The organism is Diaphorobacter limosus, assembly GCF_033100095.1.
Classification (GTDB): domain Bacteria; phylum Pseudomonadota; class Gammaproteobacteria; order Burkholderiales; family Burkholderiaceae_C; genus Alicycliphilus; species Alicycliphilus limosus.
In genome coordinates, this window is record NZ_CP136921.1 from 618,888 (window position 1) to 632,794 (window position 13,907).

The 13,907-nt window shown below is 68.8% G+C and carries 10 protein-coding genes and 1 other RNA gene; 7 read left to right on the forward strand and 4 right to left on the reverse strand.

The window, feature by feature from the left end:
* Positions 1 to 142 precede the first annotated feature (142 nt).
* Positions 143 to 475: a thioredoxin TrxA gene (gene trxA / locus P4826_RS03025; RefSeq protein ID WP_317702490.1), complete on the reverse strand. Its 333-nt coding sequence runs from the start codon at positions 473 to 475 to the stop codon at positions 143 to 145.
* 102 nt (positions 476 to 577) lie between these two features.
* Between trxA and P4826_RS03030 the strand changes: the two genes are divergently transcribed.
* The 3 genes from P4826_RS03030 to P4826_RS03040 are packed head-to-tail and all read left to right on the forward strand — an operon-like array spanning position 578 to position 7,439.
* Positions 578 to 3,178, forward strand: a complete 2,601-nt coding sequence (locus P4826_RS03030) for a PD-(D/E)XK nuclease family protein (RefSeq protein WP_425605211.1) — start codon at positions 578 to 580, stop codon at positions 3,176 to 3,178.
* 20 nt (positions 3,179 to 3,198) lie between these two features.
* Positions 3,199 to 4,116 (forward strand): dienelactone hydrolase family protein, encoded by a 918-nt coding sequence (locus P4826_RS03035; RefSeq protein WP_317702492.1) that lies wholly within the window; start codon positions 3,199 to 3,201, stop codon positions 4,114 to 4,116.
* Positions 4,113 to 7,439: a UvrD-helicase domain-containing protein gene (locus P4826_RS03040; protein ID WP_317702493.1), complete on the forward strand. Its 3,327-nt coding sequence runs from the start codon at positions 4,113 to 4,115 to the stop codon at positions 7,437 to 7,439. The genes P4826_RS03035 and P4826_RS03040 overlap by 4 nt, the downstream gene beginning before the upstream one ends.
* A 13-nt stretch (positions 7,440 to 7,452) precedes the next feature.
* Here the strand turns inward: P4826_RS03040 and P4826_RS03045 are convergent, their stop codons facing one another.
* Positions 7,453 to 8,376 (reverse strand): LysR family transcriptional regulator, encoded by a 924-nt coding sequence (locus P4826_RS03045; protein WP_317702494.1) that lies wholly within the window; start codon positions 8,374 to 8,376, stop codon positions 7,453 to 7,455.
* Positions 8,377 to 8,480: 104 nt separating this feature from the next.
* Between P4826_RS03045 and P4826_RS03050 the strand changes: the two genes are divergently transcribed.
* The 3 genes from P4826_RS03050 (at position 8,481) to P4826_RS03060 (ending at position 10,978) form a co-directional block, all read left to right on the forward strand.
* Entirely contained in the window at positions 8,481 to 9,254 is a 774-nt protein-coding gene (locus tag P4826_RS03050; protein WP_317702495.1) for an SDR family oxidoreductase, read from the forward strand.
* Between the two features lie 12 nt (positions 9,255 to 9,266).
* Positions 9,267 to 9,536, forward strand: coding sequence for a hypothetical protein (locus P4826_RS03055; protein WP_317702496.1), 270 nt, complete (start codon positions 9,267 to 9,269; stop codon positions 9,534 to 9,536).
* Positions 9,537 to 9,598: 62 nt separating this feature from the next.
* Positions 9,599 to 10,978 (forward strand): TIGR03862 family flavoprotein, encoded by a 1,380-nt coding sequence (locus P4826_RS03060; protein ID WP_425605213.1) that lies wholly within the window; start codon positions 9,599 to 9,601, stop codon positions 10,976 to 10,978.
* Here P4826_RS03060 and P4826_RS03065 read toward each other — a convergent pair.
* Both P4826_RS03065 and ffs read right to left on the reverse strand, forming a co-directional pair.
* Positions 10,960 to 11,517, reverse strand: a complete 558-nt coding sequence (locus tag P4826_RS03065; RefSeq protein WP_317703699.1) for a hypothetical protein — start codon at positions 11,515 to 11,517, stop codon at positions 10,960 to 10,962. The two genes, P4826_RS03060 and P4826_RS03065, sit on opposite strands and share 19 nt — an antisense overlap.
* A 251-nt stretch (positions 11,518 to 11,768) precedes the next feature.
* An RNA gene (gene ffs / locus P4826_RS03070) (signal recognition particle sRNA small type) lies at positions 11,769 to 11,865 on the reverse strand.
* 78 nt (positions 11,866 to 11,943) lie between these two features.
* Between ffs and dnaX the strand changes: the two genes are divergently transcribed.
* Entirely contained in the window at positions 11,944 to 13,899 is a 1,956-nt protein-coding gene (dnaX, locus tag P4826_RS03075; RefSeq protein ID WP_317702497.1) for a DNA polymerase III subunit gamma/tau, read from the forward strand.
* Positions 13,900 to 13,907 lie beyond the last annotated feature (8 nt).

The following is a 13,907-nucleotide window of genomic DNA, read 5'->3' on the forward strand; positions in this document are numbered from 1 at the left end:
CCCTGGCGAGCCGGTGACCTGAGACTGGCCGCTGGTCGATATGTGCGGCGAGACGGTCGGCGCGAATTATGACAGGAAAATTTTTTGTGCTTTTGGCACGGCACCGGCCAGGCCCGCGCAGGGCTGGCCGGCGCAGGGTTCATCAGGCGAGTTGTTGGTCGATGAAAGCGGTGAGCTGTGCCTTACTCATGGCGCCAACCTTGGTGGCGGCCAGCTGGCCGTCCTTGAACAGCATCAGCGTGGGAATGCCGCGAATGCCGAACTTGGCGGGGATCTCGCGGTTCTCGTCCACGTTCATCTTGGCCACGGTGAGCTTGCCCTGGTAGGCGCCGGCCACATCGTCGAGGATGGGGGCGATCATCTTGCAGGGGCCGCACCACTCGGCCCAGTAGTCGACCAGCACGGGGGTGCTGGACTTGAGCACGTCGGCTTCGAAGCTGGCGTCGGAGAGTTGCTTGATGAGGTCGCTGGCCATGGGCTTTCCTTGGGAATTTTGGGATTGGACAGAGGTTAAATTAGGGCCATTGTGACAGAAACCAATCCCCCGACTGCCGGTATGCCCGGCGCGCCAGACGCTATGACTGTCATAGCGAAAAACGATAGCAAAACGCAGCGCATGCTGTGGGTGCAGGCTTTGCAGGCGGTGCGCGCGCACCTGCAGGCGCGTGGCGCCCACCCGGCGCGCTGCATGGTGCTGCTGCCCTACGCACAGCTGATGGGCGAGGCCCAGCGCCAATGGGCGTTGTTGTGCCCTGAAGGCTTTGCCCCGCGCTTTGAGACCACGCGCAACTGGGCCCAGCGCCTGATCGGCTTCATGCCGCAAGGCCTGGACTACGCCCAGGACCAGGCGCGCGACCGCTTCACCGGTGCGGCGTTGCTGGAAAAGGCGGGCCTGGCCCTCCAGCGCGAAATGCTGCTGCCGGCGCTGCTCGACGCCGCCGCGCAGCTCGCCCCCCTGGCCGCTGCCGTGCCGCCCGAGGCGCGCAGCGCGTGGCTGGAGCAGCAGCGCGCCGTGGTTGGCCTGGCGGGGGAGGGCAGCGCCCTGCGCTACGAGGCCGCCGTGGCGCGTCTGGCGCTGGAATGGGTGGCCGCCTCGCACCACGCCACCGACGTGTTATTCACCCCCGCCGTGCGCGCCGAGGTCGACGCCATCGTCCTGCTGCAAGGTTTTCAGCCCGATGCGCTGGCCACCAGCCTGTGCGCCGCCTGGGGCGAAGCCGCCCTGGTGCTGCCGTTGTGGCGGGCGGACTCCCCCCCTCTCCCCCTGGGAGAGGGCTGGAGTGAGGGCGGCAGCCCCCACATCGCCCGGCACCCGGCGCAGGACGCCGAGGACGAAGCCCAGCGCGCCGCCGCCTGCGTGATCGCCCATGTGCAGGCAGGCCGCACCCCGGTGGCCCTGGCCAGCACCGACCGCGCCCTGGTGCGGCGCATCACCGCGCTGCTGCAGGGCGCGGGCATCGTGCCCAAGGACGAAAACGGCTGGACGCTGTCGACCACCCGCGCCGCTGCCTGGGTCATGACGCTGCTGCGCGCGGCCGCCTGGGACGCGCGCAGCGACGCCGTGCTCGACTGGCTCAAGGCCGTGCCCGCCCTATCGGCGCCAGACCAGGGCGCGCTCGAACGTTGGCTGCGCCGCAACACCTTGCAGACTTGGGCCAGCGCCGTGCAACGGCTGGCCGAGCACCCCGAACGCCAGCCGCAAATCGCCGCCAGCGCGGCGCAGATCGAAGCCCTGCGCCAGCCGCTGGCCGCAGCCCGCCCTCTGGCCGCCTGGCTGGCCAGCCTGCGCCAGCAGCTGCAGGCCAGCGGCCAATGGACAGCGCTGCTGCAAGACGACGCCGGCGCGCGCGTGCTGCTCGAGCTGCACCTGCACGAAGGCCTGGACGAAGACCTGGCCGACGTGGAAGGGGCCGCGCGCAAGCTGAGTCTGCAGGACTTCACCCACTGGGCCGATCAGGTGCTGGAGGCCACACGCTTCAAGCCCGACTGGGAGGGGGGCGAGCCCGCCGTGGTGCTGCTGCCGCTGGCGCAGCTCTTGGCGCGCCCCTTTGTCGCCCTAGTGCTGCCCGGCTGCGACGAAAAGCGACTGCAGACCGCCCCCGAGCCGCCCGGCGCGTGGACGGCGGCGCAGCGCGCATCGCTGGGCCTGCCCACGCGCGCCAGCCTGGAACTGGCCCAGCGCGCCGCCTGGGCCTGCGCCCTGCAAGCGCCGCAGGTTGACCTGCTGTGGCGCGCCAGCGAAGGCGGCGAGCCGCTTTTGGCCAGCCCGCTGGTGCTGGCCCTGGGGCCGGGCACGGCAGCGCCCGATACGCGGGTGCCGCGCGCCATCACGCCCAGCCCGGTGGCGCGGCCCCAGCCCCTGGGCGCGCAGCTGCCGCTGGCCCAGCTGTCGGCCACGGCCTATACCGACCTGCGCCAGTGCCCCTACCGCTTCTACGCCCAGCGCCTCCTGGGCCTGCAAGACCAGGACGAGCTGGAGGCCGAGGTCGACAAGCGCGACTTCGGCACCTGGCTGCACGCCGTGCTGCAGCGCTTTCACCAGGCGCTGCTGGCAGCGCCCACGCAAGACGCCACCACGCGCACGCAGATGATGGACACCGCCGCCGAGGCTGCGCGCGAACAGTTGGGCTTATCGGGCAGCGACTTTCTGCCCTACGCCAGCGGCTGGCCGCAGCTGCGCGCCGGTTATCTGCAATGGCTGGACAAGCACGAAGCCGCTGGCGCGCAGTTTGCCCAGGCCGAAGTCCAGGCCAGCCAGGGCCTGGCGCTGGCCCACGGCAGCCTGGAGCTGGTCGGCACGCTGGACCGCATCGACGAGGCTACCGGCGAGGGCGGCCGCAGCAGCCCCCTGGTGATCGACTACAAGACCGAGAGCGACAGCAAGACCAAGGCGCGCATTGCAGATGGCGCAGAAGACGTGCAACTCGCCTTCTACGCCGCGCTGCAGGCCGACCCCAATCAGCCGCTGCGCGCCGCCTACGTCAACGTCGGCGAGCGTGGCGAAACCAAAACCCACGAGGCGCAGGGCGTGGCCGCGCTGCGCGACGCCCTGCTGGCCGGCATCCGCCAGGACTTCGACCGCATCACCCAAGGCGCGCCGTTGCCGGCCTTGGGTGAGGGCAGCGTGTGCGACTGGTGCGCGGTGCGTGGGCTGTGCCGCAAGGATTTTTGGGCTTGAAGCACGTGAGAGGAGTGGGTATGAATTTCCGCGTATGGATGCTATGGGGTGTTGTGGGTTGGTTTCTGCTTTCGTCGGCGGCTGCGCAGCAGAGCCGTCAGGTTCCAGCCTATGACAAGGAACAAGCCAAAACCGTGCTTGATCGCAGCGTTTTTTACTTGCCACTTTTTGGCGCCGTGTATCGCGAGAAGTTTGCTGCAGCGTTGCCTCGCCATCCAGGCGTGCGCGGACTGGTGATTCACAACCATGGCTGTGGTGGCATGTGGGGTTGGGAGACCACGGTGGCGCAGTTTTACTACCGTGAGGGGTTTGCCGTTATCACGCCCGAATTCGTCACCCGTGATGGCAACAAGCTGGGCTGCCCAGGCGGGACATCAGAAGAAATGCTCAAGCGTGCGGGCGAGCGTGTGCGTGAGGGGATTTATACGGCGGTCAACCCTGCTAGGTTGGACGCCCGGGGAGACGACATTGCCGAAGTCATACGCTGGTTCAAAACGTTTTCGACCCTGCCAGTCATTCTGAGCGGCCACAGCGAGGGGTGCCGCACGACGTATCACTGGGATCGTGCAGACCCCCAAGTCGTAGGTGGGATTTGCCACAAACAAAGCGTGAATCGGCAATACGAACATCTATGGAAATGGGATGCGCGATTGCCGATGTGGTCGTCCATCGAGGATGAAGACCCCTGGGCTGGAGGCAGTGCACAGCATCCCGCAGTGGGGTTCCGGGAAAAATTCAGAACCCATCCGGAAAACCTGACGGAGTTTCGCTATCCAGGCAACAGCCATGATCCACTGGTGCGCCCCGGTGAAGGGGCGAGCCTGCGTGCCTGGCTCAATCAACGGGTCAGCACCCCGGTGCAGAAGACCCAGAATGGCTTCAACTACGAAGACATATTGCCTGCGGTGCAGGGCGCTATCAAGGTGCCATCGCGATGATTGAAGGGACGTCAGTGCCAGCGGTTTTTCCCGCCTACACCCACAACACCCAGCCCATCTCCCGCGAAGCCTTCTACGCCATCGCCTGCGACCCGGCGCGCAGCGTGGCGGTGGAGGCCTGCGCCGGCGCGGGCAAGACCTGGATGCTGGTCTCGCGCATCTTGCGCGCGCTGCTGGACGGCAGCCAGCCGCATGAAATCCTGGCGATCACCTTCACCAAGAAGGCGGCGGGCGAGATGCGCCAGCGCCTGCAGGAGTGGCTGGAGGCATTCGCCCACGCGCCGCTGGAGCAGCTCGAGCAAGAGCTGGTGGCACGCGGTTTGGATCAAAACGGCCCGCAGGGCGCGCACAATAAGCGCGAGCAGCTACAAAATTTATATCAACAACTGCTGGCCAATGGCCGCCCGCTGCAGATTCGCACCTTTCACAGCTGGTTTGCCGCGCTGCTCTCGACCGCGCCGCTGGCGCTGTTGCAAGAGCGCGGCCTGCCCACGCATTACGAGCTGCTGGAGGACGACGCCCCGGCCAAGGCGGCGGTGTGGCGGCCGTTTTTGGCCGCCGTGGAGCAAGACGCCAGCCTGCGCGCCGACTACGCTGCGGTGGTCGCCGCGCATGGCCGCAGCCAGACGCACAAGGCGCTGGAGGCGGCGCTGGACAAGCGGGTGGAATTTGCTCTGGCCGACGAGGCGGGCATCGTCGCTGCCTCGGTGCCGCCCTTTGCCGACCTCTACCCTGGCCTGGCCGGGGTGGCGCACCCCAGCGAATGGCTGCTGCAGCGCGCCGCTGGCCGCGCTTTGCTGGAGGAAGCGGCACAGGCCCTGGCGCCGCTGGCCAAGACCTTTGCCGCAAAGGGCGCAGAACTCACGGCGGCGCTGCAGGCCAACGATTGGCAGGGCGTTTTGGTGGCGCTGTTTACCGACGATGGCCAGGGCACGCCGCGTGCCTTTGGCAAATCGCGCCCCGACGTGGTGACAGCCGCGCAGAACGAGGCTGAGACGCTGCGCAAGGCCTGCCAGCAGCACGCCGCCTGGCAGCACCAGGGCCGCATGGCGCGCCTGTCGCGCTGCCTGATCGCCTGCTTTGCGCAACTCAAGCGCGAGCGCGGCTGGGTGGACATGAACGACGTGGAGCGCACGGCGCTCACGCTGCTGTCCGACCCCATCCTCTCGGGCTGGGTGCAAGAGAGGTTGGATGCGCGCGTGCGGCATCTGCTGATCGACGAGTTTCAGGACACCAACCCGCTGCAGTGGCAGGCGCTGCACGCCTGGCTGTCGGGTTACGCCGGCGCGGGTGGCGGGCAGCAGCCGCCCAGCCTGTTCATCGTGGGCGACCCCAAGCAGAGCATTTACCGCTTTCGCCGCGCCGAGCCCCAGGTGTTTCAGGCCGCGCAGGCCTTTGTGCGCGATGCCTTTGGCGGCGACCTGCTGGCCTGCGACCACACGCGGCGCAACGCGCTGGGCGTGATCACCACCGTCAACAGCGCCATGCAGGCGGCGCAGGGCCAGCAGGAATACAGCGGTTTTCGCGAGCACACCACCGAATCGCAACAAGCGGGGCTGCTGCTGCGCCTGCCGCCCATCACCAAGATGGACGCGGCGCAGGATGATGAAGGTGATGCCGGGGAGGGCCTGCCCTGGCGCGACAGCCTGACCGAGCCGCGCCACGAGGCCGAGGAAACCCTGCGCATGCAGGAGAGTGCCCAGGCCGCGCGCTGGGTGGCGGCGCAGATGGCGGCGGGCATTGCGCCGGGCGAGATCATGGTGCTGGCGCGCCAGCGCGAGCGCCTGGCGCGCATGGAGGAGGCCTTGCGCGCCCTGCACATCCCTTGCGTGCAGCCGGAAAAGGCCGACCTGGCCGCGGCGCCCGAGGTGCAGGACATGGTGGCCCTGCTCGACGTGCTGGTCTCGCCCGCGCACGACCTGTCGCTGGCGCGCGCACTCAAGTCGCCGCTGTTTGGTTGTGATGACGCGCTGCTCACCCAGCTGGCGCTGCTGCGCCGCCAGGAGAAGCACCGGCAATCGAGCTGGTTCGATTTGCTACTACAACAAGAGCTGTTTACGCTTGATACAAGAGCGCTGGCGGCCAGTTTGATTCAATACCGCGACTGGGTCGCCACGCTGCCACCGCACGACGCGCTGCAGGCCATCTACCGGCATGGCGACGTGCTGGCGCGCTTTGCCGCCAGCGCCCCCGCGCCCGAGCGTGCCGGGGTGCTGGCCAATCTGCGCGCGCTCTTGGGCGCGGCGCTGGCGCAGGACGGCGGGCGCTATCTGACGCCCTACGCCCTGGTGCGCGCGCTCAAGAAGGGCGGCACCCCGGCCCCGGCGCGCGCCGACGCGGGGGCGGTGCGCCTGCTCACCGTGCACGGCGCCAAGGGGCTGGAGGCCCACAGCGTGCTGCTGCTCGACACCGACGCCCAACCAAAAAAAGCCGAGACCATGGCCGTGTTGGTGGACTGGCCGGGCGAGCAGGCGCTGCCGCGGCGCTTCATATTTCTGGCGCGCGAATCCAGCCCGCCACCCAGCGCAGAGGCCGCCATGGCGCACGAGAAGGCCGAGCGCCAGCGTGAGTTTTTGAACACCTTGTACGTCGCCATCACACGCGCCAAGCAATGCCTGGTGCTGTCCTGCGTGCAATCGAAAAACGCCAACCCCGGCAGCTGGTGGGAGCGCCTGGCGCCCTTGATGCAGCAAGACGTGCAACCGCAGGACGCCGTCGCCGCTGCCAGCGCGGACGCCGCCTTCACCCTGCTGGAGCTGCCGGCGCTACCCCCTATGGCAGGGGGTGAGGGCGCCCAGCCCAGCCCGGCGACGGCAGCAGACCCGGACAGCCTGAGCGCCCGCCAGGGCCAGGCCATGCACGCGCTGCTCGAGCAGGTGGGCGGGGCCGGCGTCCCGTTGGCGCAGGCCCGCAGCAGCGGCTGGGACGCGCGCCGCCTGGCGCGCCTGGCGCGTGAATTTTCTCTGCCGGCCAGCGCCGCCCAGGCCGCCGCCGCCATGGCGCAGACCATCTTGAACGGTGACGGCGCCTGGGCCTGGGACGACGATGCCTTGGACATGGCGGTCAACGAAGCGCCGCTGCAGCACCAGGGCCAAAGCCTGCGCATCGACCGCCTGGTGCGCCTGCGCCAGGCCCGCGCCGGCGCGCGCTGGTGGGTGCTGGACTACAAGAGCGCCGCCGACCCCGCGCGCCAACCGGCGCTGATGGAGCAGCTGCAACGCTACCGCCAGGCGGTCCAGCAGCAGCAGCAGCAGCCCGGCGAGGCCGTGGGCGCGGCGTTCCTGACGGGCGAGGGCAGGGTGGTGGTACTGGCGGCTGATTGAGACGACAGCTTCGTCAGGGGCGAGGCGGCTCGCCATCCTCGCAACAGGCCTGCTGCAGCAGGGGTAGCAGCCATTGACTGAAGGCCTGCAGCCGCTGCGACAGCTGGCGCCGGTGCGGGTAGACCAGATGCATGGGCATGGCGGGCGCGGGCCAGTCCTGCAGCACCTCGACCAGCTCGCCGGCGGCCAGGTGCTCGCGCACGTCGAAGGCCGGAATCTGGATCAGCCCCAGCCCGGCCAGGCAGCAGGCGATATAGGTCTCGGCGTTGTTCACGGTCACGCTGCCGTCCATGGGGCATTGTTGGATGCGGCCTTGCTCCTCCCATTCCCAGGGCGCGGCGCGGCCGCTGCCGGGCGCGGCGTAGTGCACGGCCTGGTGCCGCGGCAGGTCCAGCGGGCTGTGCGGTACCCCGTAGCGCGCCAGATAGGCCGGGCTGGCGCAGTGGATCAGCCGCACCCGCCCCACGGGCCGGGCCACCAGGCTGCTGCTGGCCGGTGTGCCCACGCGCAGCGCGCAGTCCACGCCTTCTTGCACCAGGTCGATGCTGCGGTCGCTGCTGCCCAGCTCGATCTGCAGGCCGGGGTGCAGGGCCAGCCATGCGGGCAGCGCCGGCGCCACCAGGCGGCGGGCGATGCGGCTGGGCATGTCCACGCGGATGCGCCCGGCCAGCGGCCCGGCGTCGGGGCGAAACTGCTGCTCCAGCTCCTCCACATCGGCCACCAGCGAGGGCGCGCGCTCCAGCAGGGCTGCGCCGTCGGGCGTCAGGCTGACGCGGCGCGTGGTGCGGTGCAGCAGGCGGGCGCCCAGGCGCGCTTCCAGCTGCTGCAGCGCCAGCGACACGGTGGGGCGCGGCAGGCCCAGCTGGTCGGCCGCCAGGGTAAAGCTGCCGCTGTGCGCTACGCGGATGAAGATGCGCAGCTGGTCAATGCGATCCATGGAGGGTGATTGGTAGTGATTTATGGATGGAGCATCTATTTTTCAGCATTTATTTGTGTTTTGCTTATCAATAAAGTGGCGCTTTTACCCACAAGGAGCCATCCATGTCCACACACAGCATCCAAGGCAAAGTCGTTCTGATCGCCGGTGGCGCCAAAAACCTCGGTGGCCTGCTGGCGCGTGACCTGGCGGCGCATGGCGCCAAGGCCGTGGCCATTCACTACAACAGTGCCGCCAGCAAGGCCGACGCCGACGCCACCGTGGCGGCGGTGCAAAAGGCCGGTGCACGGGCCGTGGCCCTGCAGGCCGACCTGACCAGCGCCGCCGCCATGGAAAAGCTGTTTGCCGACGCCGTGGCCGCCGTCGGCCGCCCGGACATTGCCATCAACACCGTGGGCAAGGTGCTCAAGAAGGCGATTGCCGACATCTCCGAGGCCGAGTACGACGAGATGAGTGCGGTCAACGCCAAGTCGGCCTTTTTCTTCCTCAAAGAAGCGGGCAAGCATGTCAACGACAACGGCAAGATTTGCACCCTGGTGAGCTCGCTGCTGGGCGCATTCACGCCGTTCTATGCGTCCTACGCGGGCACCAAGGCGCCGGTGGAGCATTTCACGCGCGCGGCTGCCAAGGAGTTGGGCGCACGCGGCATCTCGGTCACGGCCGTGGGCCCCGGCCCCATGGACACGCCCTTCTTCTATGGCCAGGAAAGCACCGACGCCCAGGCCTACCACAAGAGTGCCGCCGCGCTATCGCCCTTCAGCAAGACCGGCCTGACTGACATCGAAGACGTGGTGCCCTTCATCCGCCACCTGGTCAGCGACGGCTGGTGGATCACGGGCCAGACGATTCTGATCAACGGCGGCTATACCACCAAGTAACGGGGGGAAGCCATGCATGTGGCGCTTGTGATGGCCGGCGGCCTGGTGCTGCTGGGCCTGTTCGTGCTGTTTGGCTGGCTGTGGGGCGCCAGCAGCGCTGGCATGGCGCTGGCGGCCAAGTGGTTTGTGCCGGCCTGGCTGCTGGTGGCGGCGGTGAACATGTGGGTGGGCGTGCAGCACGCGGGTTACAGCGTGCGCGAGGAGGCGCCCATTTTGCTCATCGTCTTTGCCGTGCCGGCGGCGGTGGCTGCTTTTGTGGTGTGGTGGCTGCCGCGTAGCTGAAGAGCTGCGGGCGGTGCGGCCGACTGCGTGGATGCAGGGCCGCAAGGTGGGATGATCGGCGCATGTCTTATGTGAACGATTCTTCCAGCGCGCCCCTCGCGTGCGACGCCGCCATCATCGGCGGCGGCCCGGCCGGTTTGATGGCTGCCGAAATACTGGCCCAGGCGGGCCATTCTGTGCATGTGTTCGACGCCATGCCCTCTGTCGGGCGCAAGTTTTTGCTGGCCGGCAAGGGCGGGCTGAATCTGACCCACTCCGAGCCCTTCGAGGCCTTTGTGTCGCGCTTCGGCGAGCGCCGCGCACAGATCGAGCCGCTGCTGAGCGTCTTTGGCGCCGAGCAGCTGCGCGCCTGGGCGCAGGGCTTGGGCGTCGATACGTTTGTCGGCACCTCGGGGCGCGTCTTTCCCACCGACATGAAGGCCGCGCCGCTGCTCCGCGCCTGGCTGGCGCGGCTGCGTGCAGCTGGCGTGGTGCTGCACATGCGCCACCGCTGGCTGGGTTGGGATGCCGACGGCGCCTTGTGCTTTGCCAGCGCCGCCGGGCAGCAGCGCGTGGCCGCGCGCGCCACGGTGCTGGCGCTGGGAGGCGCCAGCTGGCCGCGTCTGGGCTCCGACGCTGCCTGGGTGCCGCTGCTGGCGGCCAGGGGGGTGCAGATTGCGCCATTGCAGCCGGCCAACTGCGGCTTTGACGTGCCGCGCGTGGACGCGCCCGTGGGCCACCTTTTTGACATTTCGCGGCGCGAGTTCTTTCGCGAGCTGCTGGGGCGCGGCCAGGCATCCGCCGTGGGCTGGACACCGTTTTTTGCCGAGCGCTTTGCGGGCCAGCCGTTCAAGTCGGTGGCCATTGCCTTCACCGACAGCCAGGGCCGTCAGTTTGCGCGGCGCGGCGAGTTCGTCGCCACCGCCACGGGGGTGGAGGGCAGCCTGGTCTATGCCGCCTCCGGCCTGCTGCGCGATGAAATCACGGCCCACGGCCACGCCACCTTCCATCTGGACCTGCTGCCCGACCACAGCCCCGAACGGGTGCTGGCCGAGGTGCGCCATCCGCGTGGTGCGCGCAGCCTGACAAGCCACCTCAAGGGACGGCTGGGGCTCGATGGCATCAAGGCCGCCATCCTCTACGAACAGCTGGGCAAGGTCGGCATGCAGGATGCGCAGCTGCTGGCACAGGCCATCAAACGGCTGCCCATCACCGTGCTGGCCATGCGCCCGGTGCAGGAGGCGATCAGCACCGCCGGCGGCGTGTCCTTCGAGGCGCTGGATGCGCATCTCATGCTGCGGGCCATGCCCGGGGTGTTCTGCGCCGGCGAGATGCTGGACTGGGAGGCGCCCACCGGCGGTTACCTGCTCACGGCCTGCTGCGCCACCGGGCGCGTGGCAGGCGCGGGGGCGGCGCACTGGCTGGCGAGCCCGGTGCCGGCGGATCAGAACTTGGTGCGGTAGTACAGCATGGGCCCGCCGCGCCTGGCACGCAGCAGCAGGCGCGAGTTGCCCTCCAGCTGCAGGCCCACGGCGCCAAACTCTGGCACCAGGCCGCGCGTGCGCGAGCTGGACCACTGCACCTCCACCCGGGTGCCGAAGGTCGGTTGATCCTGGTGCCAGATCATGCCCATGGCATTGGGCATGGCATGCAGTTGCGATGTGCGGGCCCAGGCATGTATGTCCAGTTGCACCCTGCGATCGAGCTGTGAGCGCCAGCGCACGCCCAGGTCAAAGGCTTGCGGGCTCAGTTCCACGCCCCTGGCATACGACACCACGCCCAATGTCAGTCCCAGGCTGGACGCCTGGCGTGGTGTGAGCCAGCCGGTGATATCGGTGTAGTGAATGGCCTGCGGCGACATGGCTCCCGGCTGGCGCAGTGCATCGGACGGGTACAGGGCGCCAAAGTCGGGGTAGCTGTGGCCACGCAGCGTGATGGGGGGCGATGCCGCGCTGGTCAGCGGGTCGGCCACCTGCGCCACCGCAGCCCCGACCCAGACCACAAGGGGCAAGGCGCCGCAAAGCCATGGGCGCCGGCCCAAGGCCGATCTGCGGGCAAATGGTGCAAACATGAGTGCATTCATGACGACACCCTGGAGGACAAAGCCTGGGATCAGTATGAATCACCGGGGTGCGCCCCCCGCCAGCCAAGGCCCCAAGCCCCTGTGGGACAGGGCTGACACGCACGCAGCCCATGCCGGGCCCGGTGGGCGTCTGGCACAGGAAGAGAAAAAGAGGGGGAGGGGGAAGAGAAGTTGACGAGCCTTACCCCCGGCACTGGCTCCACAGTTAGGGCTGCTTGGTTCCCCACCTGACCCGGTTGGCCGCTTCACCATGCGGGGAGGCCCGTCAGCGGCAATTGTACGCGGAACCGGGGGGCGTTTCGGGCTCGCCAAAGGGCGGCGGCGGGCCACATAGAATCACCCCCCATGTCCTATCTCGTGCTCGCCCGCAAATACCGCCCCAAGACCTTCTCGGAGATGGTCGGGCAGGAGCATGTGGTGCAAGCCCTGACGAATGCGCTCACGCAGCAGCGGCTGCACCATGCCTATCTGTTCACCGGCACGCGCGGCGTGGGCAAGACCACGGTCTCGCGCATCCTGGCCAAGTCGCTCAACTGCCAGGGGCCGGACGGCCAGGGCGGCATCACGGCCCAGCCCTGCGGCGTGTGCCCGGCCTGCCAGGACATCGACAGCGGGCGCTTTCCCGACTACACCGAGCTGGACGCGGCATCCAACCGCGGCGTGGACGAGGTGCAGGGCCTTTTGGAGCAGGCCGTCTACAAGCCGGTGCAGGGGCGTTTCAAGGTCTTCATGATCGACGAGGTGCACATGCTGACCAACACCGCCTTCAACGCCATGTTGAAGACGCTGGAGGAGCCGCCCGAATACCTCAAGTTCGTGCTGGCCACGACCGACCCGCAGAAGGTGCCGGTGACGGTGCTCTCGCGCTGCCTGCAGTTCAACCTGCGGCCGATGGCGCCCGAGACGGTGCTGGAGCATTTGACGCGCGTGCTGGCGGCCGAACAGGTGGCCGCCGAGCCCCAGGCGCTGCGCCTGCTCTCGCGTGCGGCGCGCGGCTCCATGCGCGATGCGCTGAGTTTGACCGACCAGGCCATCGCCTTCGGCAGCGGCCAGCTGCAGGAGGCCAGCGTGCGCCTGATGCTGGGCAGCGTGGACCGCAGCCATGTGTTCCGCCTGATCGAGGCGCTGGCCGCTGGCGACGGCCGCACCGTGGTGGAGACGGCCGACGCCCTGCGCGTCAACGGCCTGTCTGCCGCCAGCACGCTGGAGGAAATGGCTGCCGTGTTGCAGCGCATGGCCGTGCTGCAGGCGGTGCCGCAGATGGCCGCCGCCGTGGACGCCAGCGACCCCGAGGCGGCAGAGATGGCCCGCCTGGCCGCCGCCCTGCCGCCCGACGAAACGCAGCTGCTCTACAGCATCTGCCTGCATGGCCGTACCGAGCTGGGCCTGGCACCCGATGAGTACGCCGCCCTGACCATGGTGCTGCTGCGCCTGCTGGCCTTCAAGCCCGCCGGTGCCGCTGGCGCCACGGCGGAAAAAAAAACTCTGACGCGGCCTGAACCCGCCGCGCCAGCACCGGTTGCCGTCGCAGCTGATCCGCCCGTTGCACCGCTCGCAGTGCAGCAGCCCATCCATGTGGCGCGTGAACCGCAGCCGCCAGCCCCACTGGCTGCACCCGCCGCACCCGAGCCGGCCACGCCCGATGATGTGAACCGCGCGGTGACCGAGGCCATGCTGCAGGATGCGGCGGCGCCCAACGCCGTGCCTGCGGCGCTGCCGGGCCCGGCTGCCGCGCCCACGGTGCGCCTACCCGTGCGCAGCCCTGAGGATTTAAGGCAAAAACAGCATCCAGCGCCCGCCAATCAAGCGCAAACAGCTTCTGAAACAATAGCAATACCGGTGCGCTCCGCGCCCGAACCCGGGCCACGCCTGCAGGCCGTGGGGCAGGCCGGTGCGGCAGCGCCGCCGCTGGTGACCACCGAGGAGGGTGATGTCTGGCATGCCACCGTGCAGCAGCTCATCGCGCAAGACGCCATCACCGCCCTGGTGCGCGAGCTGGCGCTGCAGTCGCAGCTGATGGCGCGCGACGAGGGCCACTGGCTGCTGCGCGTTGAGCGCGAATCACTGAACCAGCCCCAGGCGCGCGAACGCCTGCGCGCGGCGCTGGAGGCCGCGGGCCATGCGCGCGAGATCAGCGTGGAGCTGGGCGTGGTCAGCGACAGCCCCGCGCGCCGCAACGCCCAGGCCGCCAGCGCACGCCAGCGCGCGGCCGAGGACATCGTCCACAACGACCCCTATGTGCAGCAGCTGGTGCGCGACTTCGGCGCGAAAATCGTGCCAGGCAGCATCAAGCCTGCGTGACACGCTCT

What these genes read in the sequence shown, in the direction of transcription:
- P4826_RS03040 (WP_317702493.1), top strand. Translation starts at nt 4,113, where the DNA reads ATGATTGAAGGGACGTCAGTGCCAGCGGTTTTTCCCGCCTACACCCAC.
- P4826_RS03060 (WP_425605213.1), top strand. Translation starts at nt 9,599, where the DNA reads ATGTCTTATGTGAACGATTCTTCCAGCGCGCCCCTCGCGTGCGACGCC.
- trxA (WP_317702490.1), bottom strand. Translation starts at nt 475, where the DNA reads ATGGCCAGCGACCTCATCAAGCAACTCTCCGACGCCAGCTTCGAAGCC.
- P4826_RS03035 (WP_317702492.1), top strand. Translation starts at nt 3,199, where the DNA reads ATGAATTTCCGCGTATGGATGCTATGGGGTGTTGTGGGTTGGTTTCTG.
- P4826_RS03050 (WP_317702495.1), top strand. Translation starts at nt 8,481, where the DNA reads ATGTCCACACACAGCATCCAAGGCAAAGTCGTTCTGATCGCCGGTGGC.
- P4826_RS03030 (WP_425605211.1), top strand. Translation starts at nt 578, where the DNA reads ATGACTGTCATAGCGAAAAACGATAGCAAAACGCAGCGCATGCTGTGG.
- P4826_RS03045 (WP_317702494.1), bottom strand. Translation starts at nt 8,376, where the DNA reads ATGGATCGCATTGACCAGCTGCGCATCTTCATCCGCGTAGCGCACAGC.
- P4826_RS03055 (WP_317702496.1), top strand. Translation starts at nt 9,267, where the DNA reads ATGCATGTGGCGCTTGTGATGGCCGGCGGCCTGGTGCTGCTGGGCCTG.
- dnaX (WP_317702497.1), top strand. Translation starts at nt 11,944, where the DNA reads ATGTCCTATCTCGTGCTCGCCCGCAAATACCGCCCCAAGACCTTCTCG.